This window comes from Pseudomonas sp. LAMO17WK12:I10 (assembly GCF_900215185.1).
GTDB lineage: Bacteria > Pseudomonadota > Gammaproteobacteria > Pseudomonadales > Pseudomonadaceae > Aquipseudomonas > Aquipseudomonas chlororaphis.
On record NZ_OBDX01000001.1, the window covers coordinates 111,770 to 132,960 of the forward strand.

At 64.9% G+C, this 21,191-nt stretch carries 18 protein-coding genes; 11 read left to right on the forward strand and 7 right to left on the reverse strand.

The genetic code is table 11. From position 1 onward, the window contains the following. The first annotated feature begins 84 nt into the window (after window positions 1-84). Both gabT and CRO75_RS00415 read left to right on the forward strand, forming a co-directional pair. Window positions 85-1,362 carry a 4-aminobutyrate--2-oxoglutarate transaminase gene (gabT, locus tag CRO75_RS00410; RefSeq protein ID WP_009041624.1) on the forward strand — a complete coding sequence of 426 codons (1,278 nt, stop codon included), beginning with the start codon at window positions 85-87 and terminating at the stop codon, window positions 1,360-1,362. A gap of 139 nt (window positions 1,363-1,501) precedes the next feature. Continuing rightward, a complete protein-coding gene (locus CRO75_RS00415; RefSeq protein ID WP_097134124.1) occupies window positions 1,502-2,731 on the forward strand; it encodes a response regulator in 1,230 nt (409 codons plus the stop codon). Window positions 2,732-2,912: 181 nt separating this feature from the next. Here the strand turns inward: CRO75_RS00415 and CRO75_RS00420 are convergent, their stop codons facing one another. Further along, on the reverse strand, window positions 2,913-3,905 hold the full coding sequence (locus tag CRO75_RS00420) for a sensor domain-containing diguanylate cyclase (protein ID WP_053259212.1): 993 nt from the start codon (window positions 3,903-3,905) through the stop codon (window positions 2,913-2,915). A gap of 247 nt (window positions 3,906-4,152) precedes the next feature. Beyond that, a complete protein-coding gene (gene desA, locus CRO75_RS00425) occupies window positions 4,153-5,337 on the reverse strand; it encodes a delta-9 fatty acid desaturase DesA (protein ID WP_009041627.1) in 1,185 nt (394 codons plus the stop codon). Window positions 5,338-5,482: 145 nt separating this feature from the next. Here desA and dibA point away from each other — a divergent pair, with 145 nt between their 5' ends. The 6 genes from dibA (at window position 5,483) to CRO75_RS00455 (ending at window position 11,852) form a co-directional block, all read left to right on the forward strand. Beyond that, on the forward strand, window positions 5,483-7,402 hold the full coding sequence (dibA, locus tag CRO75_RS00430; RefSeq protein ID WP_097134125.1) for a phosphodiesterase DibA: 1,920 nt from the start codon (window positions 5,483-5,485) through the stop codon (window positions 7,400-7,402). Between the two features lie 298 nt (window positions 7,403-7,700). Beyond that, window positions 7,701-7,883 (forward strand): sulfur starvation response protein OscA, encoded by a 183-nt coding sequence (gene oscA / locus CRO75_RS00435; protein ID WP_009041629.1) that lies wholly within the window; start codon window positions 7,701-7,703, stop codon window positions 7,881-7,883. A gap of 155 nt (window positions 7,884-8,038) precedes the next feature. Further along, window positions 8,039-9,049 (forward strand): sulfate ABC transporter substrate-binding protein, encoded by a 1,011-nt coding sequence (locus tag CRO75_RS00440; protein ID WP_007921518.1) that lies wholly within the window; start codon window positions 8,039-8,041, stop codon window positions 9,047-9,049. 105 nt (window positions 9,050-9,154) lie between these two features. Continuing rightward, window positions 9,155-9,973 carry a sulfate ABC transporter permease subunit CysT gene (cysT, locus tag CRO75_RS00445; RefSeq protein WP_007921521.1) on the forward strand — a complete coding sequence of 273 codons (819 nt, stop codon included), beginning with the start codon at window positions 9,155-9,157 and terminating at the stop codon, window positions 9,971-9,973. Window positions 9,974-9,986: 13 nt separating this feature from the next. Continuing rightward, a complete protein-coding gene (gene cysW / locus CRO75_RS00450; RefSeq protein WP_007921522.1) occupies window positions 9,987-10,859 on the forward strand; it encodes a sulfate ABC transporter permease subunit CysW in 873 nt (290 codons plus the stop codon). 3 nt (window positions 10,860-10,862) lie between these two features. Beyond that, on the forward strand, window positions 10,863-11,852 hold the full coding sequence (locus tag CRO75_RS00455; protein ID WP_007921524.1) for a sulfate ABC transporter ATP-binding protein: 990 nt from the start codon (window positions 10,863-10,865) through the stop codon (window positions 11,850-11,852). A gap of 72 nt (window positions 11,853-11,924) precedes the next feature. On the opposite strand, the gene CRO75_RS00460 is transcribed toward CRO75_RS00455, so the two are convergent. Then, window positions 11,925-12,449, reverse strand: coding sequence for an Mpo1-like protein (locus CRO75_RS00460; RefSeq protein WP_097134126.1), 525 nt, complete (start codon window positions 12,447-12,449; stop codon window positions 11,925-11,927). 102 nt (window positions 12,450-12,551) lie between these two features. Between CRO75_RS00460 and CRO75_RS00465 the strand changes: the two genes are divergently transcribed. Further along, window positions 12,552-13,238: a Crp/Fnr family transcriptional regulator gene (locus CRO75_RS00465; RefSeq protein ID WP_097134127.1), complete on the forward strand. Its 687-nt coding sequence runs from the start codon at window positions 12,552-12,554 to the stop codon at window positions 13,236-13,238. Between the two features lie 45 nt (window positions 13,239-13,283). On the opposite strand, the gene CRO75_RS00470 is transcribed toward CRO75_RS00465, so the two are convergent. Further along, complete coding sequence (locus tag CRO75_RS00470; protein ID WP_097134128.1) at window positions 13,284-14,288, reverse strand: AraC family transcriptional regulator; 1,005 nt, start codon at window positions 14,286-14,288, stop codon at window positions 13,284-13,286. Window positions 14,289-14,388: 100 nt separating this feature from the next. Between CRO75_RS00470 and CRO75_RS00475 the strand changes: the two genes are divergently transcribed. Then, window positions 14,389-15,462: a fatty acid desaturase gene (locus CRO75_RS00475; protein ID WP_097134129.1), complete on the forward strand. Its 1,074-nt coding sequence runs from the start codon at window positions 14,389-14,391 to the stop codon at window positions 15,460-15,462. A gap of 244 nt (window positions 15,463-15,706) precedes the next feature. On the opposite strand, the gene CRO75_RS00480 is transcribed toward CRO75_RS00475, so the two are convergent. From CRO75_RS00480 to CRO75_RS00490, 3 genes are read right to left on the reverse strand one after another with little or no spacing between them, the layout of a single operon-like run. Beyond that, on the reverse strand, window positions 15,707-17,317 hold the full coding sequence (locus tag CRO75_RS00480; RefSeq protein ID WP_009041636.1) for an arylsulfatase: 1,611 nt from the start codon (window positions 17,315-17,317) through the stop codon (window positions 15,707-15,709). A 14-nt stretch (window positions 17,318-17,331) separates the two neighbouring features. Continuing rightward, on the reverse strand, window positions 17,332-18,159 hold the full coding sequence (locus tag CRO75_RS00485; RefSeq protein ID WP_062824040.1) for an ABC transporter ATP-binding protein: 828 nt from the start codon (window positions 18,157-18,159) through the stop codon (window positions 17,332-17,334). Beyond that, entirely contained in the window at window positions 18,156-19,751 is a 1,596-nt protein-coding gene (locus CRO75_RS00490) for an ABC transporter permease subunit (RefSeq protein WP_097134130.1), read from the reverse strand. Before CRO75_RS00490 ends, CRO75_RS00485 begins: the two co-directional genes overlap by 4 nt. A gap of 403 nt (window positions 19,752-20,154) precedes the next feature. Here CRO75_RS00490 and CRO75_RS00495 point away from each other — a divergent pair, with 403 nt between their 5' ends. Continuing rightward, the gene (locus CRO75_RS00495) at window positions 20,155-21,177 is read left to right on the forward strand and encodes an ABC transporter substrate-binding protein (RefSeq protein ID WP_009041639.1); all 1,023 of its coding nucleotides are present in this window, start codon (window positions 20,155-20,157) and stop codon (window positions 21,175-21,177) included. The last annotated feature ends 14 nt before the right edge of the window (window positions 21,178-21,191 follow it).

A 21,191-nucleotide genomic window follows, 5' to 3' on the forward strand; every position in this document is an offset into this window, starting at 1 on the left:
TCGATCATCGCATGCTGCCGCGGTTGCCTTCCCGCCACGTCATCCTTGAACCACGCCGACCGATGAGCGGCGAATGAGGACACTATGAGCAAGACCAACGCATCCCTGATGAAACGCCGTGAAGCCGCCGTACCGCGCGGTGTTGGCCAGATTCACCCGATCTTCGCCGACTCCGCGAAGAACGCCACGGTAACCGACGTTGAAGGTCGCGAGTTCATCGACTTCGCCGGCGGTATCGCCGTACTCAACACCGGCCACCTGCACCCGAAAGTCGTCGCCGCGGTGACCGAGCAGCTGAACAAGCTGACCCACACCTGCTTCCAGGTCCTGGCCTACGAGCCTTACGTGGAACTGTGCGAAAAAGTGAACGCCAAGGTGCCGGGCGATTTCGCCAAGAAAACCCTGCTGGTGACCACCGGTTCCGAAGCCGTGGAAAACTCGGTGAAGATCGCCCGTGCCGCCACTGGCCGCGCCGGCGTGATCGCCTTCACCGGCGCCTATCACGGCCGCACCATGATGACCCTGGGCCTGACCGGCAAGGTCGTGCCTTACTCGGCCGGCATGGGCCTGATGCCAGGCGGCATCTTCCGCGCGCTGTACCCGAACGAGCTGCACGGTGTGAGCATCGACGATTCGATCGCCAGCATCGAGCGCATCTTCAAGAACGATGCCGAGCCACGTGACATCGCCGCGATCATCATCGAGCCGGTGCAGGGCGAAGGCGGTTTCTACGTCGCGCCTAAAGAGTTCATGAAGCGCCTGCGTGCCCTGTGCGACCAGCACGGCATCCTGCTGATCGCCGACGAAGTGCAGACCGGCGCTGGCCGTACCGGCACCTTCTTCGCCATGGAGCAGATGGGCGTTGCCGCCGACCTGACCACCTTCGCCAAGTCCATCGCTGGCGGCTTCCCGCTGGCCGGTGTCTGCGGCAAGGCCGAATACATGGACGCCATCGCGCCAGGCGGCCTGGGCGGCACCTACGCCGGTAGCCCGATCGCCTGCGCCGCGGCCCTGGCCGTGATGGAAGTGTTCGAGGAAGAGCACCTGCTGGACCGTTGCAAGGCGGTCGGCGAGCGTCTGGTGACCGGCCTCAAGGCCATCCAGGCCAAGTACCCGGTCATCGGCGACGTGCGTGCCCTGGGCGCGATGATTGCGGTCGAGCTGTTCGAGAACGGCGACAGCCACAAGCCGAACGCGGCCGCCGTGGCACAGGTTGTTGCCAAGGCGCGCGACAAGGGCCTGATCCTATTGTCCTGCGGCACCTACGGCAACGTCCTGCGCGTGCTGGTTCCGCTGACCTCGCCGGACGAGCAGCTGGACAAGGGCCTGGCGATCATCGAAGAGTGCTTCTCCGAGCTCTGATCCCGCCTGTGACCCGATCGACAAAAAGACCCGCCTCGGCGGGTTTTTTTGTGCCGAACGAGGCTGCGCAGTGCATTTGCGTTGTATGCAAGCCTCGGCATTGACTAAGGTGCAAGGGATTGCCCAGGGAGCGTGCTGCATGACTGCTGTGGATTTACCCGCTGTACCGCGAGTGTTGATTGCCGAGGCGGACCCTTGGTCGCGCGATTTGCTCAAGCAGGTGTTGTTGAATGTACGTTGCGACGCGCGGCTGGATGTATGCGCCGACGGTCAGGAAGCCCTGCAACTGCTGGCCGAAAACCCCTATGACCTGGTGATCGCCGACTGGGAGTTGCCCGGCGTCGACGGCCTGGGCCTGCTGCGCAGCGTGCGCCAGCGCAAGCGCAACCCGGTGCTGCCGTTCATCCTCATGAGCAGCCGCAACGACAGCGCCAGCGTGCGCGAAGCCCTGCCGCTGGCGCCGACGGCCTACCTGACCAAGCCGCTGAACATGGAAGGCCTGACCCAGCGCCTGCAGGACCTGCTGCTGGACCCCGGCCAGGAAGTGTCGTGCGAGGTGCCGACCCTGGCGCCGGGCATGACCCTGTGGACCTTTCTCGAGCGCCGCCGCGAGCTGGCCGACGGCGCGCCGTTGCTCGCCGATGTGCAACTGGCGGTGAAGCGCAGCCTCAACCCCAACGGTCTCGACCTCAAGCTGCTGGAAGAAGAGGTGCGCACCGACCCGCAGATCAACGCGGTGCTGATCGCCGCGGCCAACAGCGCCGCCCAGCACCATGGCAGCGCCGTGCAGACTCTGGCCCAGGCCCTGCAACGGCTGGGTACCGGGCAGAGCATGAACCTGATTCTCGGCCTGGCGCTCAAGCGCAGCGCGCGCCTGAGCGACCCGGCCCTGGGCGATTACGCCGAGCGTTACTGGGAGCTGTCGCTGCACACCGCGGAATACGGCCGGACCCTGGCCCGCCTGCTGGACCTGGACCAGGAGCGCTGCTATTGCGCCGGCCTGCTGCATCGCCTGGGGGACCTGGCGCTGCTGCGTTGCCTGCAAGAGTGGAAACAGGCCGGTGGCGCGCTGGACGACATGGAAGAGATCGGCGATGCCCTGGCACAGTTCGGCGCGGCCTATGGTTCGGCCTTGCGTACCCGCTGGCGCCTGCCGCTGGAGCTGCGCGAGCTGATTGCCTCGGCCTACCAGCTCGGTGGCGGGGTTTATTCCCGCGAGGCCCTGGTGATGAACCTCTCCGCCCAGCTCGCCCGCCTGCGGCCATCCGAGGGCCTCGAAGAACTGGCCGACAGCAAGACCGCGCGCCTGCTCAAGATCGGCCTGCCGGAGTTGGTTCGCTTGCGTAAAACCGATACGCGAGAAGCGTGAGGACACCGCGCAATCCTGTAGCCGCTGCCGAGCCCGCGAGGCTGCGATCGAGGACGAAGTCCTCGCCAAACCTGGGCACGCGGTTCGCCAGGAAGATCAAGTTGCCGGGTTTTACGACTGCTGCGCAGCCGATCGCAGCCTCGCGGGCTCGGCAGCGGCTACGGTGGGTTGCAGTCGCGAGCTACCCCGAAACGATCCGGTTCTTGCCCTGGCGCTTGGCTTCGTACATCGCCGCGTCGGCGCGGGCGAAGAGGCTGTCGAGGTTTTCGTCGTCGGCGGTGAGGCTGGTCAGGCCCTGGCTGACGGTGATGCTGAACTGCTCCTCGCCATGGCTAAAGGTCAGGCGCTGGATTTCCCGCTGCAGGCGTTCGGCAACCTGGCGCGCCATGTCCGGGGCGCAGCCGGGGAAAAGGGCGGCGAATTCCTCGCCGCCGATACGCCCGAACAGATCGCCACGGCGCAGGGTCGCGCGGCCAGTCTCGGCGATGCGTTGCAGGACGTTATCGCCCTCGGGGTGGCCGTAGGTATCGTTGACCACCTTGAAGTCATCGATATCCAGCAACAGGAAGGCCAGCGGCGTACCTTGCTGGCGTGCCTGCTCGAATTCGCGGTTGGCGCATTCGAAGAAGTGCCGGCGGTTGCTGCTCTGGGTCAGCACGTCGGTGGTGGCCAGGCGTTGCAGCTCGGTTTCCAGGTGCTTTTTCTCGGTGATGTCCTCGGCCAGGCCGACGATGATCACCCGGTCCCCGGGGGCGGCATTGCGATTGATGAAGCACTTGTCGCTGAGCCAGCGGACCTGGCCCTGGGCATCGATGATGCGGTATTCGCGGTCTTCCACCGCGCCTTTTTCCAGCACCTGGGCCAGGGTCCGCTCGGCGTATTCGAGGTCGTCGGGGTAGACGCTGTCGCGCCATTCGTTGGCGTCGGCCAGCAGCAGGCCGGCGGAGCGGCCGAAAATGCGTTCATATGCCGGGCTGACGTAAAGCACCTGGCGGGCTTCCCAGTCGAAGGCCCAGAGCACGGCATTGACGCTGACCAGCAACGAGCTGAACAGCTGTTCGCGTTCTGTCAGCCGGGCGACCTCGCCCTGGGCATGCATCAGCGCCATCAGGGTTTGCGCGGCCTCGGGCCACTGGGGAAAAGCGGATGGGAGTTGTGGGTTCTTGTTGACCATCGGCACCGATCTCAAAGCGCACACCGCTCGGGAAACGAAGCGGCCACGGAAAACCCGCCTGGATGGCGAAGTGTTGCTTGAGATAGGGGATTGGCGACGAAGTTCCCGTTTGCCGCGGTCTGGGAGCCGGCAGCCGCTGGGCGGTCACGGTGGCGCGGATGACGGGCTGGAACTCATGGGGCGGCGTGGGCAGCGAAGCCCACCCGCCACGGCAGCCGGGCTCGCCATGGCGGGTGAACGGCCAGCGTCAGGCGGTGGCGGGGCGCAGCGAGTAGGTTTTCAACTGGCTGGCGAAGTCGCGCAGCGATTGGATCCCGCTGGCCTCGGCTTCGTGGACCCAGTCCTTGATCGCCGCCAGCATGTCGTGGCCGTTGGAGCTGGTCTTGGCCCAGATCTGCTGCAGCGCCAGGCGTTTTTCGTAGATCACTTTCAGGGCCTGGCTGTGCTCCAGCATGTTCTGGATACGCGCATGGTGGCGCTCTTCCAGCAGGCTGGTCTCGCGCGACAGCAGGCGCTTGGCGCGATGGAACTGGTGGCGCACCGAGTGATCGACCTTGTCCAGCTCCTGCTTGACCAGCGGCGCGATCACCAGCTTGCGGTACTGGGCCATGATCTGGAAACGGTTGTTGAGGATCGCCATCGCCGTGTCCATGTCCAGGTGGCCCTTGCCTTCGACCCGGTGGGCGATCGGCGCGACCCGCTGCACCTTGGCCAGGCGCAGGAAGCTGAACACCTTGATCCAGGCCCAGCCCAGGTCGAACTCCCACTTCTTCACCGACAGCTTGGCCGAGTTTGGGTAGGTGTGATGGTTGTTGTGCAGCTCTTCGCCGCCGACCAGGATGCCCCAGGGCACCAGGTTGGTGGCCGCGTCGCGGCATTCGAAGTTGCGATAGCCGACCGCGTGGCCCAGGCCGTTGATCACGCCGGCGGCCCAGACCGGGATCCACATCATCTGGATCGCCCAGATGGTGATGCCGATGGTGCCGAACAGCAGCAGGTCGATCACCGCCATCAGCGCCACGCCGCCCAGCTTGTAGCGCGAGTAGAGGTTGCGTTCGATCCAGTCGTCCGGGCAGTTCTTGCCGTAGATGCGCAGGGTTTCCGGGTTTTTCGCCTCTTCGCGGTACAGCTCCGCGCCTTTGCGCAGCACCGTGGACAGGCCCTTGATCACCGGGCTGTGGGGGTCATCCTCGGTCTCGCATTTGGCGTGGTGCTTGCGGTGGATGGCGGTCCACTCGCGGGTGTTCTGCGCCGTGGTCAGCCACAGCCAGAAGCGGAAGAAATGTTTCAGGCCGGCATTGAGCTCCAGGGAGCGGTGGGCTGAATAGCGATGCAGGTAAACCGTGACGCCAACGATGGTCACGTGAGTCATTAACAGGGTGACTGCCACCAGTTGCCAGGCCGACAAGCCAAGAAAACCTTCGTACCACATAGGCTGTAGGGCCCTCGATAAAGAAAAAACAGCAGTCGCATTATCACCGAGCCCACAGAGAAAACCAGTCGCCCTTTCAGATAAGAGTGGCGAGATGTTTCTTCCTCTATAATTCCAAGCTTTTCGTAAGGACATTGACGACCTTATGTCGGTTTCTTCCCGCGACGCTTTGCGCGCAGCCTTGCTCTATCTCTTGCTGTCCGTGTTGTGGCTGCAGTTCAGTGGTCATTTATTGAGCAGTTTCTTCGATGAGTCGAACGATCTGGCGCGCTGGCAACTGATCAACGGGTATCTCTGGGCCCTGGTCAGCGCGGTCCTGATCTTCATCGCGCGGGGCCGTCTGTTGCGTTTGCTGGGCGCCGACTCCTGGCGGCATCACCAGCGCGAGGACCGCGAGCGTCTGCGCCAGGCGGCCGCCGTGTTCGATTGCACCCGCGAAGGGGTGCTGGTCAGCGACCGCCGGGGCCAGATCGTCCATGTGAACCGTGCGTTCATCGAGATCACCGGCTATCAGCGCGACGAGGTGCTGGGCCGCCAGCCGAGCCTGTTCAAGTCCGGGCATCACACCGCGGATTTCTACCAGGCCATGTTCGATTCGCTGAACGCCACGGGCGAGTGGAGCGGCGAGATCTGGAACCGGCGCAAATGCGGCGAGATCTACCCGCAGTGGCAGACCATCCGCGCCATCCGCGATGACGACGGCCAGCTCAGCCACTATGTCGCGGTGTTTTCCGACATCAGCGCGATCAAGGATTCTGAACACGAACTGGCCCACCTGGCGCACCACGACGCGCTGACCGACCTGCCCAATCGCCTGCTGTTCACCGACCGTGCCGAGCAGGCCCTGGCGTCGGCGCAAATCCACAAGCGCTGCTGCGCGTTGCTGATGGTCGACCTGGACCATTTCAAGATGATCAACGACAGCCTTGGGCACACTGTCGGCGACCGCTTGCTCAAGGCCGTGGCCCAGCGCCTGCAAGGCATGTTCGGCCCGGGCATCACCCTGGCGCGGCTGGGCGGCGACGAGTTCGCGGTGCTGGTCGAGAGCTGCGCGCAGCCAGGGCAGGCCGCGGTGCTGGCGCAGCGCATCATCGACGGGGTGAAGCAGCCTTTCCTGATGGACGAGAACCAGCTGTTCATCAATGCCAGCATCGGCATCAGCCTGTTTCCCAGCGATGCCCTGAGCGCCGAGCAACTGTTGCGCAATGCCGACACGGCGCTGTTCAAGGCCAAGAGCGCCGGGCGCGACAGTTACGCGCTGTACACCGAAGAACTGACGGCCCACGCCCAGCAACGGGTGGAAATTGCCTTCGAATTGCGCCGCGCCCTGGAGCAGCAGGAGCTGCGGGTGTTCTACCAGCCGGTGCACGACCTTGCCAGCAGCCGCCTGGTCGGGGTCGAGGCGCTGGTGCGCTGGGAGCATCCGCAGCGCGGCCTGGTACCGCCTGGCGAGTTCATTCCGATTGCCGAGCGCGCCGGGCTGATTGCCGAGATCGATGCCTGGGTCATGCAGCAGGCCTGTCGGCAGATGTGCCAATGGCAGGCGGAGGGCATGGCGTTGTCGTTCGTCGCGGTGAATGTCTCCAGCCGCCTGTTCGCCCGCCGCGAGCTGTACCAGCAGGTGGCCCAGGTGCTGCACGACACCGGCCTGGACCCGGCCTACCTGGAGCTGGAAGTCACCGAAAGCGCGGTGATGGAAGACCCGGAAGTCGCCCTGGAGCAGATGCACCGCCTGCGCGAATTGGGGCTGCGCCTGGCCATCGACGACTTCGGCACCGGTTATTCCTCGCTGTTGCGGCTCAAGCGCCTGCCGGTGCAGAAGCTGAAGATCGACCAGGGTTTTGTCGCCGGCCTGCCGGGGGACGAAGACGACGCGGCGATCTCCCGGGTGATCATCGCCCTGGCCCAGAGCATGGGCATGCAGGTGCACGCCGAGGGCATCGAACAGGTGGAGCAGGCGCGCTTCCTCCTCGACCAGGGCTGCGACCTGGGCCAGGGCTACTGGTTCGGCCGCCCGGTGCCGGCGGCGCAACTGGAATGGAACCGGGTGCCGCAGATCCACTGATTGCCAGGCTTGCATCGATTCCACCCTGTAGCCGCTGCCGCAGGTCGCGATCGACCGGAACGGCCGTGGCGCTCGCAAGGACGCAGGAGGACTGCGGTCCTATCGCAGCCTGCGGCAGCGGCTACAAGGTTTTCTGCCGCCTGAAGAGACGCAACCCCGCGTCAATTCAAATAATTTCTTCTGGTTATATAAACATTCTTAAATAGTATTTTTAAGAATATCTGCGCCTATCTACTATTGCCCTCACGCCGCAAGCAGTGCCGCCACTGCCAGGCACATCTCATTCAGGAGCAACACCATGAGCGCATCTCTTCGTAGCGTTGACGGCCAGGACGAACAAACCATCTTGCGCGAGATTCAAAGCGCATTGCGCGACCTGCGTTTCGGCGCGGTGGAAATCACCGTGCACAACGCCCAGGTCGTGCAGATCGAACGCAAGGAAAAATTCCGCCTGCAAAACCCCGGCAACAAGCCAAGCTGAATTTCGCACCACCTCTCGCCACGAGAGGCCCGACTGGACCACCGGAGGGCGTCATCCATGACCCCCAGCCTGAACCCCAGCGTTCGCCCACGAATGCGGGCCTGATTCGCCATAAGAAAAATGCCAGCACATTAAAAAATTTCGGGAGCTCCATCATGTCGTCGATTCGCCGTTATGCCCTGGCCGCCCTCGCCAGCGCCGTTTTTGCCGGTTCCGCCGTTGCCAAGGATTACGAGTTGCTCAACGTGTCGTACGACCCGACCCGCGAGCTGTACCAGGACTACAACAGCGAATTCACAAGCTTCTGGAAAAAGGAACACCCGGGCGACAACGTCAAGATCCAGCAATCCCACGGCGGCTCGGGCAAGCAGGGCCGCGCGGTGATCGACGGCCTGCGCGCCGACGTGGTGACCCTGGCGCTGGCCGGCGACATCGATGAAATCGCCAAGCTCGGCAAGACCCTGCCGGCCGACTGGCAAACACGCCTGCCGGATGCGAGCACGCCCTACACCTCGACCATCGTGTTCCTGGTGCGCAAGGGCAACCCCAAGGGCATCAAGGACTGGGGCGACCTGATCAAGAAAGACGTGTCGGTGATCACGCCGAACCCGAAAACCTCCGGCGGCGCCCGCTGGAACTTCCTCGCCGCCTGGGCCTATGGCCTGAAAGCCGGTGGCAGCGAAGCCCGTGCCCAGGAATACGTGAAGGAGTTGTTCAAGCACGTACCGGTGCTGGATACCGGCGCCCGCGGCTCGACCATCACCTTCGTCAATAACGGTCAGGGTGATGTGTTGCTGGCCTGGGAAAACGAAGCCTTCCTGGCATTGAAGGAAGACGGCGGTGCCGACAAGTTCGACATCGTGGTGCCTTCGCTGTCGATCCTCGCCGAGCCACCGGTGGCGGTGGTGGACAAGAACGCCGAGAAAAAGGGCAACACCGAGATCGCCGAGGCCTACCTCAAACACCTGTACAGCCCGGCCGGCCAGGAGATCGCGGCGAAGAACTTCTATCGTCCACGGGACAAGGACGTCGCGGCCAAATACGCTCAGCAGTTCCCCAAACTGGACCTGGTGACCATCGACAAGGACTTCGGCGGCTGGAAAACTGCCCAGCCGAAATTCTTCAACGATGGCGGGGTGTTCGACCAGATCTACCAGGCGCAGTAATCTTCAGTGGCGAGCCCCGGCAGCAAGACATCCGGGGTTCGCCGAACCGCCAGAGCAATAGGCCCGGATTCGTTTCCGGGCTTTGCGTGTCAACCAAGGACTTTTATGTCGCGTCGTATCTCCCCCGTCATACCCGGCTTCGGGCTGACGCTGGGCTACACCTTGGTGTACCTCAGCCTGATTGTGCTCATACCCCTGGCGGCGATGTTCGTGCATGCCGCCCAACTCACCTGGGATCAGTTCTGGGCCATCGTCTCGGCGCCGCGGGTGCTCGCCGCGCTCAAGCTGAGCTTCGGCACCGCTCTGTACGCGGCGATCATCAACGGCGTGATCGGCACGCTGCTGGCCTGGGTGCTGGTGCGCTACAGCTTTCCCGGACGCAAGATCATCGATGCGATGATCGACCTGCCGTTCGCCCTGCCCACCGCCGTGGCCGGTATCGCGCTGACCGCGCTGTACGCACCGACCGGCCTGGTCGGCCAGTTCGCCACCGACCTGGGGTTCAAGATCGCCTACACCCCGCTGGGTATCACCCTGGCGCTGACTTTCGTCACCCTGCCGTTCGTGGTGCGCACCGTACAGCCGGTGCTGGCCGACATTCCCCGGGAAGTCGAAGAAGCCGCCGCCTGCCTCGGCGCCAAACCCTGGCAAGTGTTCCGCCACATCCTGGTGCCGGCGCTGCTGCCGGCCTGGCTGACCGGTTTCGCCCTGGCCTTTGCCCGGGGCGTCGGCGAGTACGGCTCGGTGATCTTTATCGCCGGCAACATGCCGATGAAAACCGAAATTCTGCCGCTGCTGATCATGGTCAAGCTCGACCAGTACGATTACACCGGCGCGACCTCCATTGGCGTGTTGATGCTGGTGGTTTCCTTTGTCCTGTTGCTGCTGATCAACCTGCTGCAGCGGCGCATCGAACGACCTTAAGGAGGCGCGAACCATGTCCCAATCGTCCATTTCCGCAGCCTCTTCGGCCAACGCCGACCGTCGTGGCAGCGCCACCTCGCGGCGCATCCTGATCGGCCTCGGCTGGTTGATCTTCGCCCTGTTCCTGCTGCTGCCGCTGTTCATTGTGGTGTCCCAGGGGCTCAAGCTCGGCCTCGGCGCGTTCTTCGCCGCGATCTTCGAGCCGGACGCGCTGTCGGCCCTGAAGCTGACGGTGATCGCCGTGCTGATCTCGGTGCCGCTGAACCTGGTGTTCGGTGTCAGCGCCGCCTGGTGCGTGAGCAAATACACCTTCCGCGGCAAGAGCATCCTGGTGACCCTGATCGATTTGCCGTTCTCGGTGTCGCCGGTGATCGCCGGCCTGGTCTATGTGCTGATGTTCGGCGCCCAGGGCCTGTTCGGACCGTGGCTGCAGGATCACGACATCCAGATCGTGTTCGCCCTGCCGGGCATCGTCCTGGCGACCATCTTCGTCACCGTGCCCTTCGTCGCCCGTGAGCTGATCCCGCTGATGCAGGAGCAGGGCACCCAGGAAGAGGAAGCCGCGCGGCTGCTGGGGGCCAACGGCTGGCAGATGTTCTGGCATGTGACCGTGCCGAACATCAAGTGGGGCCTGATCTACGGCGTGGTGCTCTGCACCGCGCGGGCCATGGGTGAGTTCGGCGCGGTGTCGGTGGTTTCCGGGCACATTCGCGGGGTGACCAACACCCTGCCGCTGCACGTCGAGATCCTCTACAACGAATACAACCACGTCGCCGCGTTCGCCGTCGCGAGCCTGTTGCTGATCCTGGCGCTCTTCATCCTGCTGCTCAAGCAGTGGAGCGAAAACCGTATCAACCGCCTGCGCGCCAGCGCCGCGGAGGAATGAATCATGTCGATCGAAGTCCGTAACGTCAGCAAGAACTTCAACGCCTTCAAGGCCCTGAACAGCATCAACCTGGACATCCAGAGCGGCGAGCTGGTGGCGCTGCTGGGCCCGTCCGGCTGCGGCAAGACCACCCTGCTGCGGATCATCGCCGGCCTGGAAACCCCGGACGCCGGCAGTATCGTGTTCCACGGCGAGGACGTTTCCGGCCACGACGTGCGCGATCGCAACGTCGGTTTCGTGTTCCAGCACTACGCGCTGTTCCGCCATATGAGCGTGTTCGACAACGTCGCCTTCGGCCTGCGCATGAAGCCGAAAAACCAGCGCCCGAGCGAAAGCAAGATCGCCGAGAAGGTCCATGAGCTGTTGAACATGGTGCAGCTGGACTGGCTCGCCGACCGCTACCCGGAACAGCTGTCCGGTGGCCAGCGCCAGCGGATCGCCCTGGCCCGCGCCCTGGCGGTGGAGCCGAAAGTGCTGCTGCTGGACGAACCCTTCGGCGCCCTGGATGCCAAGGTGCGCAAGGAGCTGCGGCGCTGGTTGGCGCGGCTGCACGAAGACATCAACCTGACCTCGGTATTCGTCACCCACGACCAGGAAGAAGCCATGGAAGTGGCGGACCGTATCGTGGTGATGAACAAGGGCGTGATCGAGCAGATCGGCTCGCCGGGCGAGGTGTACGAGAACCCGGCCAGCGACTTCGTCTACCACTTCCTCGGCGACTCCAATCGCCTGCACCTGGGCGAGGACCACCATGTGCTGTTCCGCCCGCACGAAGTGTCGCTGTCGCGCTCCGAACTGGCCGATCACCACGCCGCCGAAGTGCGCGATATCCGTCCGCTGGGCGCCACCACGCGGGTGACCTTGAAGGTCGAAGGGCAGAGCGAACTGATCGAGGCCGAAGTGGTGAAAGACCATGACAGCCTGGTCGGGCTGGCCAAGGGCGAGACGCTGTTCTTCAAGCCCAAGGTCTGGCAGAAGGTCGCCAATATCTAAAAGGCAAAGGCATCGCGGGCAAGCCTCGTTCCTACAGAAGAAACAGGAGCGAGGCTTGCCCGCGATTGCGATCTAAATCGGCGCACGTTTCGGATTGACCCGCACCCCTCCCGCCCGCGCCTCGATCTCATGCTTGAGCGCCTGGCGCAGCCCCAGCAGAAACGCCAGCTCCGCCACCACGAACAACGGCCCGACGATCAGCCCCGAGACGTCATCGACAAAGGCCGGCTTGCGTCCTTCGTAGTAATGACCGACGAACTGGATCGCCCAGCCGATCACGAACATGCCCACCCCGCTGGCCAGCCAGACCAGGGTGCTTTGCTGCGCCAGCCCATGGCCGGCCCACACCGACAGCCCCATCAGCAGCGTCATCAGCAGGCCCAGGCGCAGTTCCAGGCGCAGGTAGAACCCGCACGACGCCAGCGCCAGCAGCAGCGCCGGCGAAAGCCACAGCCCGGCGACCGGCCAGGCGGGGCGCGACAGCAGCACCGCGACGGCCAGCACAATCAGCGGAATGCCGATAAAGTGGCTGGCGATGTTGCGCGGATCACGGTGGTAGGCGGCGTATTGACTGAGATGGTCGACGAGGCTTTTCATTGTTGTTCCTCCTGTAGGGTGATCGAATCATGCCCTGCGCCGGTCGCCGGTTCTGTCGGCTAGGCGACAATCGGCTCGCTGCCCGTTTGGATAACGCAATCGATGAAGATGCAGGTCTGGCGTGAGCGCCTGATGAGTGGCCAGTGGTTCAGCCGCTTGCCCGTTCAATTACAGAATAGTCTGCTGGCCAATGCCCGTTTACGCTCGCTGGCGCCGGGCCAACGGCTGTTCCAGCGTGGCGATCCGCCCTGCGGCCTGTACGCGGTGCTGGAAGGCACGGTGCGCATCGGCGCGGTCAGCGAGGAGGGCAAGGAGGCGCTGCTGAGCCTGGTGGAGGCGCCGCACTGGTTCGGCGAGATCAGCCTGTTCGACGGCCAGCCGCGCACCCATGACGCCTATGCCGTGGGCCCGTGCAGCCTGCTCAATGTGCCCCAGGCGGCGCTGCTCGAACTGCTGGACGAACACCCGCAATACTGGCGGCAGCTGGCGCTGTTGATGAGCCATAAACTGCGCCTGACCTTTATCAACCTCGAACAGCTGAGCCTGATGCCGGCCCCGGCGCGGGTGGCCAACCGGCTGTTGATGATCGCCCGCGGCTACGGCGAGACCGACACCCCGAGGCGGGTCCTGCGCCTGCCCCAGGAGCAACTGGCGCTGCTGCTGTCGCTGTCGCGCCAGACCACCAACCAGATCCTCAAGGACTTGCAGGGGCAAGGCATTCTCAAGCTGGGTTACGGCGAGATCGAGATCCTCGACGAAGCGCGGTTGCGGATATTGGCCGGGGGGTGAGCTGCAGACCGCGATGAGGCCGGCCCTACCACCGCCAATCCACGGCTAACGCAACCCATCGCGAAACTGCCCCGGGGTCATCCCGGTCCAGCGCTTGAACGCGCGGCTGAAGCTGCTGGCGTCGGCGAACCCCAGCAGGTAGCTGATCTCGCTCAGGGAGCATTGCGGGTCGCGCAGGTGCAGCAGGGCGAGGTTCTCCCGGCATTCGTTGAGCAGGGTGTCGAAGCGACAACCCTCGTCCGCCAGGTGGCGTTGCAGGCTGCGCAGGCTCAGGTGCAGGGCCTGGGCCACACGTTCCGCCGAGGGTTCGCCTTCCGGCAGCTGGGCCTCGATCACCCCGCGTACCTTGCGCTCCCAGGTCAAAGGTTGCAGTTGCATCAGGGTGCGCTTGAGTACTGCTTCGTTGTGCTCGGCCAGTTCCGGGTTGGCGTCGTCCAGGTGGCTGTCGAAATCGTGCAGGCCGAACTCCAGACGATCCTCGTCGGCGCCGAAAAACACCGGCGCGCGAAACACTGTGTGCCATTGCCTGGGGTCCGCCGGCTCGGGTCGCCGCAGGTACACCGCCAGCGGCGCGTAGTCGCGGCCCAGGCGGTTGCGGCAGGTGCGCACGTAGATCGCGACAAAGGCGTCGATGGCCTCGACCGCCGGCTGCGGGTTGCCCTCGGGCACCTTCAGGCGAAAGCGATAGCGGTCCTCGGTGCGGGTCAGCTCCAGCTCCAGGGCGTCGCTGACCACCTGGTGATAACGCACGATGCGCTCGAACACTTCCCGCAGGCTGCCGCTGGCCACCAGCGCATAACCCAGGGCATGGAAGGTGGTCGGGCTGACGAAGCGCGAGACCCGCAGGCCTATGGCCGGGTCGCCGCTGGCCTGCACCGCCAGCTGCCACAGGCGGGTGGTGGCCGACAGCGGGTAACGGGCATTGGGATCGTCCATCAGCTGTGGGTCGAGGCCGGCCTGGTGGCACAACGCGGTGCTGTCGAGGCCCAGGGCATCGAGCTGCTTGCGCAGGGCGCGGGTCCAGCTGGCGAGGGAAGTGGGTTCGGTCATGGCGGTTGGCGCGTCCGGTCAACAGGTTGGCGTCCGCGGCTAGCGCCCGGCGCGTGGGCGCAGGGCAGGATGCGAACATCAATAACCAGAGGATGGAAGCATGTACGGTACTTCTGCAAGTCCCGACCGGCTGAATGCTCAGCAACGATCGGCGCATATTCGTGAGGTGGTGCTGGCCAGGGGCGTCGAGTTGCGCGAGCGCTACCCGCTGCTCAAGCATCAGGACACGCTGGGCGCGGGCATCCTGGCCTTGGCCCTGGCCGGGATGATCGGCACGGCGGTGCTCTATATCGGCGGGTACCTGGCCTGGTGGGCCTGCCTGCTGCTCAACGCGTTTTTCGCCTCCTTGACCCACGAGCTGGAACACGACCTGATCCACAGCATGTATTTCCGCAAGCAGCGCGTCCCCCACAACCTGATGCTGGCGCTGGTCTGGCTGGCGCGGCCGAGCACCATCAACCCGTGGATCCGCCGCCATCTGCACCTCAATCACCACAAGGTGTCCGGCACCGAGGCCGACATGGAGGAGCGCGCCATCACCAACGGCGAGCCCTGGGGCATCGCCCGCCTGCTGATGGTTGGCGACAATGTCATGTCGTCATTGATCCGCACCCTGCGCGCAAGGACCTGGGCGCACAAGCGCAGCATCCTCAAGCGCACCCTCAAGGTGTACGCACCGCTGGCGCTGTTGCACTGGGGGGCCTGGTATGTGTTTCTCGGCTTCCACGCCGCCAATGGCGTCGCCGCGCTGCTGGGCGCGCCCATCGACTGGTCGGCCAGCACCCTGGCGGTGATGCAGGTGCTCGATATGGCCGTGGTGGTGATCGTCGGCCCCAACGTGCTGCGCACCTTTTGCCTGCACTTCGTCAGCTCGAACATGCACTACTACGGCGACATCGAAGCGGGCAACGTGATCCAGCAGACCCAGGTGCTCAACCCCTGGTGGCTGTGGCCGTTGCAGGCGTTCTGCTTCAATTTCGGCAGCACCCATGGCATCCACCATTTCGTGGTCAAGGAACCCTTCTACATCCGCCAACTGACCGCGCCGGTGGCGCACAAGGTGATGGCCGAGATGGGCGTGCGCTTCAACGATTTCGGCACCTTCGGCCGGGCCAACCGCTTTATCCGCAAGGAACAGGTGGCGGCGCAGGCGGTGCGGGGAGTCGGGGCGTGATGGATCGCATTTGAGGGCCAATCGCGAGCAAGCTCGCTCCTACAAGTACAGGGCGTCTGTAGGAGCGAGGCTTGCCCGCGATAGCGATTGCCCTGGCGCCGCAACCCCGGCGCCTTGCGCCCTGTAGCCGCTGCCGAAGGCTGCGATCGGCCGGTACGGCCGCAGCGATCTCAAGGCCCTAGGAGGTCCTGCGACCAGCGTGCCCCGGACCATCGCAGCCTTCGGCAGCGGCTACAGAAGGGCCTCAATCCGGCTGGAACGGCGAGGCGCTGAGGATCACCCCGGTTTCGTCCACGTATTGCTGCCAATGGCCGATCAGCGCCTCGAGCTTGCCCGGCTCGCGCTGCGCCAGGTCGTGGATCTCCCCCGGGTCCTGGCTCAGGTCGTACAGCTGCCAGGTCGCCGGGCCCACCGGGCCGGGGATGTACACCGCTTTCCACTGGCCCTGGCGAATCGCCCGGCGGCCGAACAGTTCCCAGCCGGTGACCGTGTGTTCGTCATGCACCTGCGCCGTTTCGCCGGACAGGAAACCCAGCCACGACTTGCCGCGCAATGGCGCCACCTCCTTGCCGCGCCAGCGCTTGCCCGGATGACGCACGCCGGCCAGGTCGAGAATGGTCGGGGTGATGTCCATGACCGTGCCGAAGCCATGGCTGATCCGGCCCTTGAGCGCCAGCTGCGGGTAATGCACCAGCGCCGGCACGCGGATCCCGCCTTCGGTGGTGAAGGCCTTGAACAGGCGTGACGGCGCGGTGGCGACCTGGGCCCAGGCCGGGCCGTACCAGACGTAGGAGTTGGCGCGGCCGATGTTGTCCAGGCTGTTGTCGTAGTGCTGGTTGAGGTAGGTCAACAGCTGCGGGCCGAACTTGGGGAAGGCTTCCAGCAGCGCGCCTTCGGCACCGTTGTCGGACATGAACAGGATAAAGGTGTTGTCCAGCTGGCCCTGCTGGCGCAGGTAGTCCACCACCCGGCCGATGTTCCAGTCCATGCGTTCGACCATCGCCGCGTAGACCTCCATGGCCCGCGCGGAAACCTGCCGTTGCTGCTCGCTCAGGGCCGCCCATTCGGCGCTCAGGCCCAGCAGCGGGTGCGGTTCCACATCGGCTTCGATCAGCCCCAGTTGCTTGAGCTTTTCCAGGCGCTCCAGGCGCAGCACTTCGGGGCCGGCGTCATAGCGGCCACGGTACTTGGCGACCACCTCCTCGGGCGCCTGCAACGGCCAGTGCGGCGCGGAAAACGGCAGGTAGGCGAAGAACGGCCGGGTCTGGTCGCGCTCCTTGAGGTACTGCAGCAGCTTGTCGCCGAAGGCGTCGGAGGAATAGAAATCCTTGGGCAATGGGTCGATGAAGCGGTCGTCCTCGATGTACAGCGCCGGGGTGGATTTGAGCAGCCCCGGGGTGTGTTCGTCGTAGGTCGGCTCGAAACCGTAGTGGTTGGCGGCGCCGGGCAGCAGCGAGAACGAACGCTCGAAACCGCGGGCATGGGGCGCCAGTTCGGCGGTCAGGCCCAGGTGCCATTTGCCGCTCATCAGGGTCTGGTAGCCGGCGTCGCGCAGCAGCTCGGGCAGGGCCACCACGCGGTCGTTGAGGTGGCCCTCGTAGCCCGGCTTGCCGATCAGTTCCGGGGTCAGGGCCTCGGCCATGGTGCCGATGCCGGCGATATGGTGGTCGGTGCCGGTGAGCAGCATGGAACGAGTCGGCGAGCAGGTCGGCGCGGTGTGGAAGTCGGTCAGGCGCAGGCCACCTTCGGCCAGGGCATCGAGGTTCGGCGTGGCGATTTCGCCGCCGAAGGCACCGAGATCGGAAAAGCCCAGGTCGTCGGCGAGGATCACCAGGAAGTTGGGACGTTGCGGCATTTATTCACTCCTTATCAGCAAGCAATAAAGGCCAGTGGCAGGTCACGGATCTGGGCGGGCAAAGGCACCTGGTAGTGATCGTCGCTGGTCAGTTCGTGGAGCAGTTCTTCGCGCAGCTGGTGGAAGTCGAAACTGCTGCGCTGGCGCGGATGGGGCAGGGCGATGTCCACCACCCGCTTGATCCGGCCGGGGCGCGGTTCCATCACCACCACGCGGTCGGCGAGGAAGATCGCTTCCTCGACGTCATGGGTGACCAGCACCGTGGTGATCCTGGCCCGTTCGCGGATCGCCAGCAGCTCGTCCTGCATCTGCTGGCGGGTCAGCGCGTCGAGGGCGCCGAAGGGTTCGTCCAGCAGCAGGATGCGCGGGCTGGCCACCAGGCCGCGGGCGATGGCCACCCGCTGGGCCATGCCGCCGGACAGCTGGTGCGGGTAGGCGCGGGTGAAATCGGTGAGGCCCACCAGTTCGATGAAATCGGCGATGCGGGTTTGCCGTTCGCTGGCGCTCAGGGCTTCGTTGACCAGGCCCAGGCCGATGTTTTCCGCGACTGTCAGCCAGGGGAACAGGCGGTGTTCCTGGAACACGATGCCGCGTTCGCCGCCGATGCCGCTGACGGCCTTGCCATCGACGCGGATCTCGCCGCGAAACTGCGTGTCCAGGCCGATCAGCAGGCGCAGCAGGGTGGATTTGCCGCAGCCGCTGGAGCCGACGATGGCGACGAATTCACCCTCGGCGATCTCCAGGTTGAATTCGCGGATCGCCTCCAGCTCGCCGCCGGCGACCTCGAAGGTCTTGCCCACATGGCTGAAGCTGACGATGGGGGAAGGTGCGGGTGCGTTCATGCGTGTCTCCAGCGTGTGGCGCGGGTTTCGAGCTGTTGGCCAATAAGGTTGAGCAGGGCGCCGGTGAGCCCCACCAGGAGCATGCCGGCCATGATCAGGTCCATGCGCAGCAGCTGCTGGGCGCCGATCATCTGGCTGCCGATGCCGCCGTTGGACGGCATGAAATATTCCGCGCCGATGGTCCCCAGCCAGGCGTAGATCAGGCTCAGGCGCAACCCGGCGAAAATCCCCGGCGCGGCACCCGGCAGTACCAGGCGGCGCAGGCGTTGCCAGAGGTTCAGGCGCAGCACTTGCGCCGCCTCGGTCAGTTGCGGCGACAGGTTGGCGACGCTGCGCTGGGTGGCGATAAACAGCGGGAAGAACGCGGCCAGCGCGACAAATACCCATTTCGCCAGCTCCCCGAGGCCGAACCAGGCGGTGAGCAGCGGCACCCAGGCGAAAATGGCGATCTGCCGCAGCGCCGCCAGGGTCGGCCCCAGAACCCGTTCGCTCAGAGGCGACAGGCCCAGCAGCAGGCCCAGGGCAAACCCCAGGCCGCCGCCCAGCAACAGGCCGCCAAGGGTGCGCCGCAGGCTAAGGCCCAGGCCGCCCGACAGGCTGCCGTCGAGCAGGCCGTTCCAGGTGGTTTGCAGCACCGCCAGCGGGCTCACCAGAATATTGGCGTCGACCCATTCCAGCTGGTTCGCCACTTGCCACAGCGCCAGCAGGAACAGCGGTAGCAGCCACGGCTGCAGGCGTTGCCAGCCCTGGTAGCGCGGGCCGCGGCGGATCTGCGCGATGGCCGGGTGCGGCCAGTGCACCAGGGCCTTGTCCAGCAGGCCGATGCCGCGGTCCATGGCCACGCCAATCACCCCGATCACCACGATGCAGACGAAGACGATATCCAGCATGAACAGCTGGCGCGCCCAGACCATCAGGTAGCCGATACCTTCGCTGGAGGCCAGCAGTTCCACCGCCAGCAGCGAGGTCCAGCCGGCGGCCAGGGCCAGGCGCACGCCGGCCATGAAGGCGGGCAGGGCGGCGGGCAGCACCAGCCGGCGGATCAGCAGGTGTGGCGGCAGGCGCAGCACGGCGGCGGCCTCGCGCAATTTGGGCTGGGCGTCGCGCACGCCGACCAGGGTATGCAGGGTCACCGGCACCACGATGGCCTTGACCAGCACCACCAGCTTGAGCAGTTCGCCGATGCCGAAAAACACCATGAACAGAGGAATCCAGGCCAGGGTCGGCACTTGGGACAGGGCCGAGAAAGTGGGGAACACCAGGCGTTCCAGGCGCCGGCTGGAACCCAGTCCCGCGCCGAGCAGGGCACCGGCGCCGATGCCCACCAGCAGGCCCCAGGCCAACCGTTGCAGGCTGATCGCCAGATGGCTCCACAGCTCGCCGCCGGCCAGCTCGAGCGCGCTGCTCCAGACCAATGCCGGTGCCGGCAGGATCTGCTCGCTCATCCAGGCATTGCGGCTGGCCAGCCACCACAGGGTGAACAGGCCCAGGGGCAGCAGCCAGGGCAACAGCCGCCGGTGGATGCGCGGCCAGGACAGCGGCTTATCGGCGGGCGCGGCCAACGGCAAGCTGAGAAGGGAAACACGGGCCATGGACGATCTCCGTTGTCGGGTTTCTTGCTGATTTCAACCGTCTTCTTTCTGTTGGAGCGAGCTTGCTCGCGATAGCGGCATCGGGGCCAAAACCGGCCTGCGGCTTATCGCGAGCAAGCTCGCTCTTACAGTTTGTTTTTTGGATTTTGTTTTTGGTTATATAAAAAGTTACATCAATGCTATTGGGAGATAAGAGAGGCCATTTAAGGCCTCCAGGCACGCCGCATCCAATGCATTTGAAGAATATTTTCGATGCTGATCATGCATATGCCGCGCAGAGCCGCGTCCTGGCTGGTTTATTCGAACGAGTTATTAAAATGTGAATTTATAGTATTTAAAGCTTTGAACGCCTTGGGCCTACCTTCTGCTCCTCAATGCCCGTCGCAGCCAGGAGCCACACCTTATGAACCTTCCCTTCAAACGCGTCCTCAGTCTGTTCGCCGCGCCGGCCCTGGCGGGGCTCCTGGGGTACCTGCCGCTGCTGGCCCAGGCGGATGAACTCAAGCAGATCCGCATCGCCGTGCCGGACCTCAGCGCCGGCACCCAGCACAGCGGCGGCGGGGTGACGGACGTGCTGCGCCAGCAGCAGATCTTCGAAAAGGCCTTCGCCGACCAGGGCATCAGCATCCAGTGGAACTACTTCAAGGGCGCCGGCCCAGTGATCAACGAGGCCTTCGCCAACGGTCAGGTGGACCTGGCCTACCTGGGGGACCTGGCGGCAATCATCGGCAAGTCCAACGGCCTGGACACCCGCCTGCTGAGCGCCACCGCCCGTGGGGTCAAGCAGTACCTGGGAGTGGTGCCGGGCTCGGGGATCAAGACCTTGCAGGACCTCAAGGGCAAGCGGGTCGCGGTGTTCCGCGGCACGGCCACGCAGTTGTCGCTGGATGCCGCGCTGGCCAGCCAGGGTCTGAGCGAGAAGGACCTGAAGATCATCAACCTGGATTTCACCGCGGCGGTCGCGGCGCTGGCGGCGAAGCAGATCGATGCCACCTGGGGCGGTTCCAACTTGAACGCCTTGCAGGCCAAGGGCCTGGCCGAGGTGCCGCTGAACACCAAGGACCTGGGCGGCGCCGGTAGCGTGCAGGCGGTGCTGGTGGGCAGCGGCGCGTTCGTCGACGCCCATCCCGAGGTCGTGGAGAAGCTGCTCAAGGCCCAGCAGCAGGCGGTGCAGTGGCTGACCCAGGACAGCAACAAGGACGCCTATATCGAACTGGTGTCGGGGCTGGCCAGCTACCCGCCGCTGGTGTTGCAGCAGGACCTCAAGGATCAGCGCTTCAGCGAAATCTTCCCCTCGACCCTGGACCCGGTGTTCCTCGGTAAATTGCAGGACGCGGTGGACCTGGCCGCGCAGCAGCGGCTGATCCGCAAGCCGTTCAAGGTCAGCGAATGGGTGGCGCCGCAGTTGGCCGCCGCCGGTCTGTAAGGCCACCTGGCAAT